We start from the raw sequence: 13063 nt of genomic DNA on the forward strand, positions 1-13063 counted from the left end.
GATAGGCAATTCACGGCAAGAGACAACCATTGGAGTGGGTCGTGGCCGACGAGAAAGGCTCAGAATTAGGCTGCTGTGTCGTGCTTGGCGCCTCCGGGGACATCGGTTCCTGCGTCGCGAGGAGGCTGGCGTACCAGGGGCGCCGGTTGCTGCTAGCGGCGCCGGAGAGTGATCGGCTCTCGTCGCTCGCGGATGAACTGCGTGCCGACTCGATGCCTACCGATGCAACTAGCTTCGAGGAGGTCGACGCTTGTTTGCAGGCGGCCCAGGAACGCTATGGTAGGGTCGGCGGTGTTGTTAATTGCGTGGGATCGGTCCTGCTGAAACCCGCCCACCTGACCACCGCAGACGAACTCCACGAGACGCTCTCGCTGAACCTGGTCTCAGCATTCTCGGTCGTGCGGGCGGCAGCGCAGAAGATGGATCGATCGGGCGGATCGATTGTGCTCATCTCTTCGTCCGCCGCGAGGATCGGCCTCGTCAATCACGAAGCGATCGCTGCAGCGAAGGCTGGCATTGAGGGTTTGACTCGTTCGGCAGCGGCGACCTACGCTCGGCGAGGGTTGCGCGTCAACGCGGTCGCCCCGGGGCTCGTGAAGACCAAGCTAACCGAGCGGATATGGAGCAGTGAGAGAGCTGCCGCACACTCGCAAGCCCTCCACGCCTTGGGGCGACTTGGCGAACCAGATGATGTAGCGTCACTGATCGCCTGGTTGCTGGATCCGCATAACGCCTGGATTACAGGCGAGGTGATTGGCGTTGATGGCGGTCTTGGCCGTACCAAGCTCGCCTAGGCCGCCACTTCTAGAGGTCCTAAAGAAAAGTAACCTGGTCAGCAACTCGGCGGAACATCCTTAGCGGCGCCAAAAGGTTGGCTTTCCATCCTACAGCTCGCTTCGTAGCGCGACAAACGATGACCGTCGCATCGCCGGCTTCGAGGATGCGAGGGTTTGTCGCTTGGACCTCGCTGAGCAGGCGAGCCGCCAGCCGCTCAGTTCCATCCAGTACGAGACGCTCCGCCAATTTACGGATCCCAGCGATGCCGAGAAGGTCTGAATGTGCGTCGACGCACTCCACCAGCGATCCGCTGTAGTAGAGGAGCACGTCCCCCACCGAAAGCCGGGTCTGCACTTCATGATACTCAGTGGATCTCAGCACCGTATCGGAATGCGTTTCACCAGAGTCGGAAATCGATCCTGAAAGTGCAATCCAAGCTTTCTCCGCATCGCGGAACAGAAGAGGCGGTGGATGACCAGCGTTGCAGATTGTAAGCGACCGTCGCGGAGAGAAGTAAGTGGCTAGGAGCGAGGAGGCGAAGCAACCGTGCTCGCTAGCATCGGCCAGACTCTTACTCATCCCCGCCACGCAGGCGTTTTGGCCTAGTCGGTTGACGTTGCGCTTCATCAACGAACGCAGATCGTTTGACAACTCAGCAAACCCTTCGCCGCCCGCACAGATGTCCGCCATCAGCAAGCGTGTGATTCGTCCTGATGCGCACGAGGAAACGAGGTGAAGGTCCCCGCCACCCCTTTGGTGCTCGTTGGCAGAGAGGCTGCTAACCCAGATGTCCAACCCGGGGCGCTCTAAGCTGCACTGCCTCGGCCCGGCGCCGCCCCAAACCTCCATGCATCCCATGGGAGCCGCGGGCGGACTCGATTCGTTGCTAACGAGTGATGTGCCCATGAAAACCTTCTTTGGCGGGGGCGGAATCTTTTCCTCTACACTAGACTGTCAAACAAGCTTGGCAAGAACGACGCGGAGAGTTCTAAGCTGTTTTACAGTCGCTGGTTAGCTCCGTGCGCGGGTTCCGCGCTCATGCTCAGGAGTATTGAAATGGCTCACGTCGTCACCAACTGGGCAACGCATATTCTCAGTTTCCTCCTTAGGCTCCAAGAGATAGTGGTTAACAAGCCATTCTTGGCCGCCGTTGAACTTGAAGAGTTCTGCGCATGCCATGAAGAACATCCTCCATCTCTGCAAAGCGATACGCGCATCCGTAGGGCTGAGTGAAGCCGCGAAGACGCGAAGAAGGTCAGAACGGTTGCGGTCGAGGTTTGCGAGCCAAGCCTCGCAGGTTCGCCAGTACTGGAGTCCATCGACCCTCCACTCACTCGCAACGACCAGGTGCTCGTCGAATGAGCGAAACAGCCCGACTGACGGCATGACGCCACCGGTGAAGAAGTGCCTAGCCATCCAGTCGTTCTCGCCGGTTTGCTCGAAGAGGTACGGGGCCCGCCGGTTGCAAAAAACGTGCACAAACGCCTTGCCGCCCGGCGCGAGCCAGGAAGCGACTCGCTCGAAAAGCAACTCGTAGTTCCGCATGTGCTCGAACATCTCGATCGAAAGCACTCGGTCAAACTTGGCGACGGTCGAAAAGTCACACATGTCGGCTTCGACGACGTTGACGCTTGAGAGCCCCCTCTCGCGTGCCTGTCCAGCGATGTAGGCACGCTGCGTTGATGAATTGGTGACCGCCGTCACGCGGCAGGCGGGGAACTTCTCAGCAAGCCAAAGTGTCAATGAACCCCAACCACAGCCGAGCTCGAGCACCTTCATTCCGTCCTGAACCTCCGCCCGGGCGACGGTGAGGCCTAGCATTTCCGATTCGGCGTCCGAAAGAGTAGACGTCGCTTCATCAAACAGGCAGCAACTGTACTTTAGCCGCGGACCTAGCACTTTTTGAAAGAATTCGGTAGGCGCTTCATAATGCTGCTCATTCGCCGCGTCGGTAGCTACAGCGAGCGGTCCCTGTCTGAGCTGCTCGAGGATGCGATCGTTCTTACCTTGAAGATCTCCCAGTTGCGACTGCCGCATTGCCAGCAGACGGCGGATTCCCCAGCGGATGGCCACGTCGGGAATAAGCCCGCGTTCAGCGAGAAAGATGAAACTCTCCATACCGGATTCCCATGGTTCTTAGTCGCCCTACAATTGTAGCGATGCGGCAACCCCCTTAGAACGCGGTGAGAGCACATGCAGGGTGTAATGGGGATGAATCTCGCGGTTCTCGCGGGATATTTCGTAGCAATCTGGTTCCTGAGCCTGGTCGTACGAGACGCAAGCATTGTGGACATCGGCTGGGGCCTCAGTTTTGTCGTTGTTGCGTGGGTAACTTGGTCCGTTACCGATCCGACTTCTTGGAGAGAATACCTCCTCATCCTCCTCGTTACCGTCTGGGGGCTGCGGCTATCGGGCTATCTGGCCTGGCGTAACCTTGGCCAGCCTGAGGATCATCGCTACCGCAAGATGCGAGAAAGCCACGGCGCATGGTTTCCACTGGTCAGCCTCTTTACGGTGTTTCTACTCCAAGGGGCGGTCGCGTGGGTGGTGTCCTTTCCAGTGCAGGCCGGCGTTTTCAGCAGCGGCCGATTGAGTTCTACCGCCTACTTGGGCGTCGGGCTATTCGTGATTGGCCTCGTGTTCGAGACGGTAGGCGACTACCAGCTCGCACGCTTCAAGGCCGATCCAGACAACCAGGGCGTCGTAATGGACCAAGGGCTTTGGCGGTATACCCGGCATCCAAACTACTTTGGCGACTTTATGGTGTGGTGGGGGTTGTACGCGGTGGCGGCGACGCCTGGCAACTGGTGGTGGACAGCGATTGGCCCATCCGTAATGTCGGTCTGCCTGATCTGGGTTTCAGGTGTACGACACCTGGAGAACGCTATCCGGAACCGCAGAGAGGGCTACGAGGAGTACGTGAATCGCACTAGCCCATTCTTTCCAATGCCGCCCAAGTAAAGTGAACAATTCATGGAAACTCGCCCTTGGCATTGCGTACTAGGCGCCTACAGCCGTAAGTGATGTCAGTCGACTACAACTCAGAACGCATGGCACGAGCCGAAACAAACGACCGCGTTGAGTGGTTTCGCGTGATCCCCTTTCTACTGCTCCATGCGGCTTGCGGCCTAGTGCTGTTGGTGGGATGGAGCTGGCCCTCCGTCGCAGCCGCGGGCTTCGTCTACGCGGCGCGTGTATTCGGGTTAACCGCGTTTTATCACCGCTACTTCGCCCACCGGGCGTTCAAAACTAGTCGCGGGGTCCAATTCTTGGGGGCGCTGCTAGGCTGCAGCGCTGCTCAACGTGGGCCGATCTGGTGGGCAGCCCATCACCGCCATCATCACCGCGCATCCGATCGGCACGACGATATCCACTCTCCCGTTCAGCAGGGTTTCATTTGGAGCCACATGCTTTGGTTTATGACCCGCAACGCCTACCGCACAAATACCAAGCTGGTCAAAGATTGGTTGAAGTTCCCCGAGCTTCGCCTGATTGATCGGTTTGACTTCTTAGCGCCAGTCGCCCTGGCAACCGCATTGTATGCGATTGGTGAAGTGCTGCAGGCGTACTGGCCAACGAGCGGGGTGAGCGGTCTTCAGATGGTGGTGTGGGGATTCGTGTTGTCCACAGTGGCGCTGTATCACGTCACATTCTCAATCAACTCGCTGGCGCACCGACTGGGATCTCGGCGCTACGATACGCGCGACGAGAGCCGCAACAATTGGTGGCTCGCTCTGCTCACTTTCGGGGAGGGGTGGCACAACAATCACCATCACTTCCCATCGTCGGCCCGGCAGGGGTTCTTTTGGTGGGAAGTAGATTTAACCTACTACGGCCTTGTGGTGCTATCGTGGTTGGGGATTGTGTGGGAACTGAAGCCGGTTCCGGCCCGAGTGCTCTCGCCAGCGCAAGAGACGCCAAAGAAGGGGGACGACCGATGCGAATTGCCGTCATCGGGGCTGGCGTCAGCGGATGTGTAGCCGCCAGACTCCTCTCAACCAGACACGACGTCAAACTCTTCGATGCCGCCGACTACCCGGGTGGCCACGCGAATACTGTCGTGGTCGCAGAGAACGGCCGGCCAGTTGCCGTCGACACGGGCTTTATGGTGTTCAACCAGCGCACGTACCCGAACTTCTGTCGGCTACTTGGTATGCTCGGCATTGACTCCAGGCCGAGTGACATGAGCTTCAGCGTGCGTGACGATGCCCGCGGCCTCGAGTACCAGGGAAGCTCTCTGAATGGTGTTTTTTCGCAGCGTGCCAATCTTCTCCGACCGCGTTTCCTGGGGATGCTCCGGGACATCATTCGGTTTAACTCGTGCGCCACGCGTGCAGTGCAAGCGGGATCGGTTCCTCGTGACCAAACCGTCGAGGGCTACTTAGACCAGCACCGGTTGGGGTCGGGTTTTCGGAACTCTTACTTCTTGCCGATGGCCGCAGCCATCTGGTCGTGCAGCCCGAGCGATATCGCTGAGTTCCCCGCGCACTTTATGCTTGGGTTCTTTGCGAACCATGGCCTGCTGCAGTTGAAAGACCGCCCGCAATGGAAGACGATCCCTGGCGGATCAAATAGATATGTGCGTCAATTGCTAAATCCCATCGCAGGCTCGGTGCGGCTCTGCAGTCCAGTTACACTGGTCCGTCGACTCCCCGGCGGCGGGGTGCTCGTAGTCGTCGATGGAGAGGAGGAGCTATTCGACCACGTCGTACTAGCGGTCCATGCGGATCAGGCGTTGGCGGTCCTGGATGACGCCTCTCCGGAAGAGCAGGCGGTGCTGAACTGCTTCCCTTACCGCAGGAGCCGAGCGGTCCTGCACACGGACACTAGTCTGCTTCCGAGGCGGGTGCAGGCATGGGCAAGCTGGAACTACTACGTGCCGACTTCTAAGACCGCTGGCGCGACCGTCACTTATGATCTCCGTCGATTGCAGGGATTGCCAACAGACCACGCCCTGCTGCTCACCCTCAACGACGCTGAGCGGATCGCGCCAGCAAAGATTCTCGACTCGTTCGAGTACGCCCATCCAGCGTACGGCCTGCGGTCCGTTTCGGCGCAGGCCCGCCACGCGGACATCAGCGGGGTGCGACACACGCACTACTGCGGCGCCTACTGGGGGTTCGGATTTCATGAGGATGGCGTCAACAGCGCGCTTCGTGTAGCAGCGGCCTTCGGACTTGGACTCGAATCATGCAGAGCTGCCTTTACGAAGGTGTAGTCAGCCATCACCGACGCGCGCCGACGTCGCATAGGCTGCGGCGACGCGTCTACATGGCCTATCTGGATCTGGACGAAACTGATTGGCTCGCGGACCGCGGGATCCTTCCGCAGCGCAGGGCGTACCACACCTACCGCGATCGAGACCATGTGGGCGGGGCGGACGGAGACCTTAAAGACTCTCTGCTGCAATTCTTGTCCCGCGAACACGGTCTTCGCCCGGGAGGCCCGGTTCGGTTGCTGACTCAGCTGCGCGTCATGGGTCTCTACTTCAGTCCACTGAACCTGTACTACTGCTTCGACTCGTCCGGCGTGGACGTTCGGGCGGTGGTTGCCGAGGTCAGCAACACACCATGGAATGAAAGGCGCCGCTATGTGCTTTCAGACCTCAAACAGTCGGGACGACCAAAGCGTCTCGCGTTCGCTCACCCGAAAGACTTCCATGTCTCGCCATTCATGCCGATGGACATGACCTACCACTGGCGGCTGACCGAGCCAGGCCAAACGGTCGGCGTACGAATACAAGCAGTTCGTGCCGACAGGGTGGAACTGAACGCGACCATGGCGCTCAACCGCCGCGAACTAACTCCCGCCAATCTCTCAGCTCTTGCCTTGCGTCATCCCGTTGCACCGGTCCAGATCGTGGGCGGGATCTACTACCATGCCCTCAAGCTCTGGTGCAAGAAATGCCCCACCTTTCCCCACCCGTTGCGGACCGGGAATCCGCCGAACCACAGCAGCGGAAGAGTCCCAGAGCACGCACCCTAGGCGATCTCCTTCCTGCAATCAGTGGCCCGCCTAGAGTCATTGGAAGCGGCACGGCCCGCGCACTAGTGTTTCGCAAGCTGGGGACGATCCGCGATGGTCTCTTGCGTGTGCGGGAGGGCTCGCATGAAACAGTGTTCGGCCACAATACTGAGTGTGAAATTGAGGGCGAATTAGCTGTCCGCGACCAAGGTTTCTACTTGCTGCTTGCGACAGGTGGGGCGAACGGCGCCGCTGAGGCCTACCTGAGGGGGTACTGGGATACACCGGACCTGACGCGGGTCCTGCGGGTGATGGCTAGGAACCTCTCCACTTCCGCACGAATTGGGGGGCTGGCTAGCTGGCTGGTATCTCCTCTCACCTACCTCTCCAGGGCCGCCTGCCGCAACACAGTGCGGGGGAGCAGGAGGAACATCGCCGCCCACTACGACCTGAGCAACGAGTTCTTCGAGCTGATGCTCGACCCGACGATGACGTACTCTTGCGGCGTGTTTGAGCATGAAATGTCGACGTTGGAGGAGGCTTCGCTTGAGAAGTACGACCGATTGTGTCGCCTAATCAGGCTGAGCGATGCCGACCACGTGCTGGAAATCGGTACCGGGTGGGGCGGATTCGCCGAGTTCGCCGTTGAAAGATACGGCTGCCGTGTCACCACGACAACGATATCGAAAGAGCAGCATGCGTACGCCAGCAAGCGGCTCCGCTCAGGCCGCTGCGCTGGTCGAGTTAACTTACTGCAAACCGATTACCGCGAGTTGACTGGAGAATTCGATAAGCTGGTATCTATTGAGATGATCGAGGCGGTGGGTGAGCAGTTCCTGCCTGAGTACTTCGCAAAGTGCTCATCGCTGCTGCGTCCACAGGGGGCAATGGCCCTGCAGGCAATCACCATACCCGATCAACGATACGATCATTACCGCCGGGGTGTCGACTTCATTCAGAAGTACATCTTTCCGGGCGGTTTTCTTCCGAGTATTGGGAAGATTGCATCCTGCATTGGCGGCCACACTGACATGCGGCTGACGTACTCGGAGGACTTCAGCAGAGACTACGCTCAAACGCTCGCGGCCTGGCGTGGTCGGTTCTCAGAGAACCGGCGGCGAGTGCTCGAACTTGGGTTCGACCAACGCTTCCTGCGGATGTGGGAGTACTACCTATGCTATTGCGAGGCGGGGTTTCTCGAGAGGAAGGTTGGCGTCCACCAACTGTTGTACAGTAAACCACTTGCAAGGTAGGCAAGTAAGACGCGTATAAATGCAGTTAGTCGCAGATGCTCAACTAAGACTCCGGCATCGCGTTGCGAAGCGTGCCTGCGAAGGCCTCGAGATGCTGCATGTTATCGCAGTAGGCGGCGTACTGCATCTGGCGCCGGGTGGATTCTTTCAGGGCCGTCCCCCCGACCACGAATGCGGTCGTTGAACCGTGTTCGTTGTAGAGGCGGTCGTACTCGGCTAGAAACCGGCTTTCGTCAGTCAGGTAAGAGCAGCTCACCCACAAGAGTTTGGGCCGTCGCACGCGGATTGCTTGATCAAGCGACGCCAGCGGCAGGTTCGAACCCAATGAAAAGGCATTCCACTGGCAGTCCTTGAGGACCAGCTCGGCCATAGTCGTAGCGAGCGAGTAGTGGTCGCCCGCGGTTGAGCAGCCTATCGCGATTGGCGCCTTCGCCACCCTAGGGAGGAACGTCGAAAGCTCCTGCAGGACGCGGTGAAGAATTACGCACGCGTGACGCTCCTGGAACACCTCAGCGTCCCCGCACGACCACGCGTCGCCGATCCGCTCGAATGCCAGTGCGAAGACCTCATCGCAGACGCGGCTCAGCTTGAACTCGGCAAGGTAAAGATCTATTGCGACCTGCCTGGCGCTCTGCTCGTCGCCCCGCAGCAGCGCGTCGGTCAGCCCGGTGACGGCGCGATCCAGCACGAATTCCCCTTTACCGCTGGTGGCGGGGAGCCCGAGTGCTTCTGGAAAGGCGAGTTTGTGTTTCGAGTCTGCTAGAAAACGCATCAAGGAGGGCAACGAGACACGTCGGTGTCCTCCTGGTGTGTACTCCGTCTCAATTACCCCCTTGTCACACCAACGCTTCACCGACGACTCGCTGACCGCCAGGGCCCTTGCGACCTGCTTTGGCGTGATTCGACTGACCATGCTGGCGTTCAGGTGATTTGCACGAATTTACTGCTGATCCAATCCCAGCGATTTTGCCTAAAGCATTGTAGAACAAACCTGATTCTCGGGCAAATTGGCGTATATGCTGTGGATGCGGCTACCCGGTCGGGGTGGTCTGAGGAGTTTTTCTGATTATTTTGGTTGAATTCATACGGCGAACTCCATATGATCGAGTGAGCGTTTTGAACGAATTGCACGCCCGGAGAGTCCAAACATGACTGCTCTAATCGACACGGCACCCCCTGCTTCTCCTAGCGAGTCGCCTTCTCAAGCTAGGTCGCTCGAGATGCTGATGTCAGCGGATACGTCGTTCATCCCGAATGATGGCTTCTCTACCCGCACGAAAGTTAGGCGATGCGCGACCTGGGAGCGCCTGCGTAGTCAGCTGACAGGTCGATCCGACGGGAGAAAATCCACCGGCCCGGTAGCAGGACTTGGGTCGACTGAGCTCTTGTCGCCCGCGGAGGAGGCTGAGTTGTTCCTCCGCATGAACTTCCTCAAGTTCAGGACCAGCGCACTAAAGAAGAGAATCGCACGCGGCGAACAGAGAACAGAGTTGATAGAGCGTGCAACCGTGCTGCTCGATGAAGCATTGGCGGTCCGCAACCATTTAATTACCGCCAACATGCGACTAGTCATGGCTGTGGCCAAGAAGTACGTGTCGCCTGTACATGCGTTCGACGAGCTGGTGAGCGAGGGCACGATGACGCTCATGCACGCAGTCGACAAGTTCGATGCCGATCGCGGGTTCCGATTCAGCACCTACGCCTACCGCTCAATTGCCCGGAATCTCTACAGGTGCGTGATGGATGCTCAGAAGGAAAAACAGCGTGTTCCCTGCAGCGTTGAAGAGCACGCCGTGGAGCCAGTGTCTGAGTCACAGGGGTCTGCCGCTCTGGACCAATCTTGGCAGAATGTCCGGCGATTGGCTTACTCGATGCTTGAGGGATTGGACCGCCGCGAGAAGTTCATCATCCGCAGCCGTTACGCCTTAGGTGCTCACCGCAAACCTCGGACATTCCAGTACTTGGCGGACAAGCTTGGCATCTCCAAAGAACGCGCTCGACAACTCGAAGGGCGGGCCGTCAGCAAGCTCAAGCAGATGGCCGAATCCTACGACCGCGACGAGTTGTTTGGAGCGGTCGTCTCGTAAGTTTGGGTTGATTCCATCTTACTTGGTGGTGCACCGAGTTGAGTGTAACGAGTTTTCGTTGCGGCGTGGTCGCAGCGGACGGTAGACGCTCTGGCCGTGTCACGCGATCTGCTGCTATGCCCGTTACACTCTTACCATCTCGACGAGTTCTACTGCGACGCTCAGACTATACGCCTCGTTCATTTTGAGCAGGCAGTCCCAGATCTATCGATCGACGCGGCGTACGATCACTTGCTCCGACCGGCCTCCATCGAGAACGGGCACGTCGAACGACCAGGTCGAATCTGCAGAACTGCAAGAATGGTCGCCTAGCGTTTTCCCGCCTGCTGTGGCCCGCCACAGCCCCTGCTGCGGGAGCGAGACGGTCACTGGCGTGGAACCTCGCACCGGGTTGTCGCTCTCGATGCGGAACGCGATTGAGGACAAATCTGTCGATAGCTCGAGTTGCTCGCCGGATTGGAAGCGGTCTGTTTCAAGCAGCAAGTGGAGTTTGCGATCGTCTAGCAATGCGTGGAACCGTCGGCGTAGCCCGTCACGTGGTTCGACTCTAAGCCTTTTCCCATCCGACTCTGACAGGGCGCCGCCGAAGCAGAAACGCCCGAAGATGGGGTCATCGGCGAGCACGGTCGCCGCCGATCGCAGCGCACCGCAGTATCCGAGGTCGATCTCGCACGCGTAATACCAAGCACCACGGTGGTGGGGCTGGTTCAGCCACGTCTCGCCCGATAGCGCGGGCTCGAAGCCGCCTCCAGCGGCGCCATCGTGTTGCTTGCCTGGATACCAGTAGCCGTAGTTGGACTCCGGCGTGCCGGAGTTCATCAGCGCCCACGAGCTCAGGTACGACGTGTAACCGAGCCTGAGGTACTCCGCCGGCTCGTCCGCGTAGTAGAGTCCGTAGTCGAGCACCGACCAACCGCCCATCTGCGCCATATAGCTGAGTGTGTATCCGTCACCGCCGCGGCCGCGGTAGTCGCTCCCCAGGTAGTAGTACGCCGGTTCGATGACGCCCCGACAGAACAGGTTTGCGGCGAGCTGCTTTTCCATGAAGGCCTTCGCCTCTTGCCTAGTGTAGCCAAGGGACTCTCCGGTGCCGGCTGATGCGGACGCCTGCTCCACGGCGTACTTCGCCAGCGCGTGGGTCGACTCGAAGCCGGTCGAGTCGAAAGCGTACTCCGACTGGAATAGATCGATCTTTCCGTTAACAAACTGCTCCGCCTTGTGCGCCCAGCACTGCCGCAGGAGCCGCGCCTCGGCCTGCCTGCCGGCGCGCTCCAATGCATCAATCAGATCGACCAGGACCAGCTCGTTGTAGTATCCGGTGGGATAGCCCGACCACTGCACGATATCCCACGGGACCGTGAACATAGCCCACGCCGTACCGAACGCCCGTTGCAAGTACTCTTCGGCGGTCAGTCGCGTACGGATGTTGGGGAAGTCGCGGGCCAAGCGGTGCATGTGGTAGTAGATGAGCACGATGTGGGGGTAGTCGTAAGTTCTCCACAGGTGCTGCTGGCCCTTCTCGCCCGGATCGTCACTCTCGCGGTTCTGCTTCCAGTCTGGGATTCCGTAGATCCCGTAGGAGTAGGGTTCCGTCGTGGTGCGCTGCAGGCCGCCCCAGACGAAGTGCTCGACGTAGTCGTCCAGCGCAGTGACTTCCCGCTGATCGGGGTACTCGGAATTTTTGGCCGCCAGGAAGGCGGGCTTGCAGAGTCCTGGGTCGTCGCAGGTGACCTCGTAGATCCTCCACCCCTTGATCCGGTCGTAGTTGTCTGGTCCGAGCAGGACGCCGCTCTCCATATTCCATTCCGAGATCAGCCCGTGGTACCACTTGCTCGGGTCCAGATGCTGACAGCGGGCGATGAAGCTGGCGCGCTTCTTGATCAACGTCTCCAGCGGCTCGGTAGAGAAGTACTCGAGGTAGACGTGGCGTCCGTCGCCGTAGCTGACCTTGAGGCGGTTCTCGCCTAGCTTGCCGAACTTGACGCGCCAACGGCTGTAGTCGCCATTCGGAGGCAGCTTGTCGATCTGGGTTTCCTCGGGGAACTCGGCTTCCACCAAAGCGATGGGGTGCTGACAGCGAAGCGCGAGTTCCGCGTGGAGATCCGACGGGATCGTCATGCCGGGCGCGACATGGATGTCGACCAGGCCGTTCTGGACCAGCAGGTCGCGGACGTGGTCGTAGTCGTCTGCCCACTGGAAACGGAACGAGTAGGTGCGTTTGCTGCGTCGGGCGCCCTTGGGCTGCAGGATGGCGGTGGTGTGGGGCTGCCGCCACTTGCCTCCCTGCTCAGACGTCTCTGGCCCAATCACGCCGGAGTGGGCGTAAGCGCGGTACAGCCCGCGTTTCACGTCCCAGTACTCAAGAGCTGTGTCGCCGATGGGCGTCATTGTCAGGTAGGGGCCAACGCTATTCGAACGCATCCAGAAGAAGAATGACCCATGCCCAGATACGAAGCTATGCTTCAGCACCGATGTTGTAGCCGAACCGCGTGCGAATCGCGTATTCATCGGCAGCGGAAACGCGAGGTCTCCCACCTCGATGGGCGCTTCGCTTGTGTTCTCTAGAGTTACTGTCCAATCGATCGACTCCGTGGCAACGCGGATCGCAATCGTGACGTTCAGCTTAGGTGCAGGTATCGCGTAGGTTGTGGTGCGCTCGCTGGCGCCGCCATTCGATTGCGTCGCTCCCTTCTCTGCCAGGTCTGAGGTGCTGATCGACCGCCATTCTCCTCCCGGTTTCCGCAGCCTCAGGTCGACGTCGCCAAGTCGCGCCCCCGAACGGATGTAGGGAGTATCGAACGCGTCGTCGACCCTGCGCAGATCGACGATCGCACCATCGGACCACTCAACCTTGAAGGTCTCGGAAGGCGATGCAAGACACGTGCCCGCGCTAAGCGTGCACAGCGTCAAGAGCACCGCGGTTGTCGAAGGACGCGACAGTGTGACTTGGGGCGATCTGGGAGCTCTCATCGCTCGGCATCC

The 13063-nt window shown here is 59.4% G+C and carries 11 protein-coding genes; 7 read left to right on the forward strand and 4 right to left on the reverse strand.

Annotated features, from left to right (window positions below; translation table 11 throughout):
• Nucleotides 1-41: 41 nt before the first annotated feature.
• Nucleotides 42-794 (forward strand): SDR family NAD(P)-dependent oxidoreductase, encoded by a 753-nt coding sequence (locus tag KOR34_RS07300; RefSeq protein ID WP_146563575.1) that lies wholly within the window; start codon nt 42-44, stop codon nt 792-794.
• 19 nt (nt 795-813) lie between these two features.
• Here KOR34_RS07300 and KOR34_RS07305 read toward each other — a convergent pair whose 3' ends face one another.
• Complete coding sequence (locus KOR34_RS07305) at nt 814-1467, reverse strand: SpoIIE family protein phosphatase (RefSeq protein ID WP_197531217.1); 654 nt, start codon at nt 1465-1467, stop codon at nt 814-816.
• 321 nt (nt 1468-1788) lie between these two features.
• The gene (locus tag KOR34_RS07310; RefSeq protein WP_146563579.1) at nt 1789-2895 is read right to left on the reverse strand and encodes an SAM-dependent methyltransferase; all 1107 of its coding nucleotides are present in this window, start codon (nt 2893-2895) and stop codon (nt 1789-1791) included.
• A gap of 93 nt (nt 2896-2988) precedes the next feature.
• On the opposite strand from KOR34_RS07310, the gene KOR34_RS07315 reads away from it, so the two are divergent.
• The 5 genes from KOR34_RS07315 (at nt 2989) to KOR34_RS07335 (ending at nt 7994) form a co-directional block, all read left to right on the forward strand.
• Complete coding sequence (locus KOR34_RS07315) at nt 2989-3738, forward strand: DUF1295 domain-containing protein (RefSeq protein ID WP_146565878.1); 750 nt, start codon at nt 2989-2991, stop codon at nt 3736-3738.
• 62 nt (nt 3739-3800) lie between these two features.
• A complete protein-coding gene (locus KOR34_RS07320; RefSeq protein ID WP_197531218.1) occupies nt 3801-4757 on the forward strand; it encodes an acyl-CoA desaturase in 957 nt (318 codons plus the stop codon).
• Entirely contained in the window at nt 4715-5995 is a 1281-nt protein-coding gene (locus tag KOR34_RS07325; protein WP_146563581.1) for an NAD(P)/FAD-dependent oxidoreductase, read from the forward strand. The genes KOR34_RS07320 and KOR34_RS07325 overlap by 43 nt, the downstream gene beginning before the upstream one ends.
• A complete protein-coding gene (locus KOR34_RS07330; protein ID WP_146563583.1) occupies nt 5968-6762 on the forward strand; it encodes a DUF1365 domain-containing protein in 795 nt (264 codons plus the stop codon). Before KOR34_RS07325 ends, KOR34_RS07330 begins: the two co-directional genes overlap by 28 nt.
• Nucleotides 6763-6959: 197 nt before the next feature.
• Complete coding sequence (locus KOR34_RS07335; RefSeq protein WP_197531219.1) at nt 6960-7994, forward strand: SAM-dependent methyltransferase; 1035 nt, start codon at nt 6960-6962, stop codon at nt 7992-7994.
• A 43-nt stretch (nt 7995-8037) separates the two neighbouring features.
• Here KOR34_RS07335 and KOR34_RS07340 read toward each other — a convergent pair whose 3' ends face one another.
• Nucleotides 8038-8847 carry a cobalamin B12-binding domain-containing protein gene (locus KOR34_RS07340; RefSeq protein ID WP_390620783.1) on the reverse strand — a complete coding sequence of 270 codons (810 nt, stop codon included), beginning with the start codon at nt 8845-8847 and terminating at the stop codon, nt 8038-8040.
• A 568-nt stretch (nt 8848-9415) separates the two neighbouring features.
• On the opposite strand from KOR34_RS07340, the gene KOR34_RS07345 reads away from it, so the two are divergent.
• Entirely contained in the window at nt 9416-10081 is a 666-nt protein-coding gene (locus KOR34_RS07345; protein ID WP_197531221.1) for a sigma-70 family RNA polymerase sigma factor, read from the forward strand.
• 204 nt (nt 10082-10285) lie between these two features.
• Here the strand turns inward: KOR34_RS07345 and KOR34_RS07350 are convergent, their stop codons facing one another.
• Complete coding sequence (locus KOR34_RS07350) at nt 10286-13051, reverse strand: DUF5695 domain-containing protein (protein WP_197531222.1); 2766 nt, start codon at nt 13049-13051, stop codon at nt 10286-10288.
• Nucleotides 13052-13063: the final 12 nt, after the last annotated feature.

The organism is Posidoniimonas corsicana, assembly GCF_007859765.1.
Taxonomy (GTDB): Bacteria; Planctomycetota; Planctomycetia; order Pirellulales; family Lacipirellulaceae; genus Posidoniimonas; species Posidoniimonas corsicana.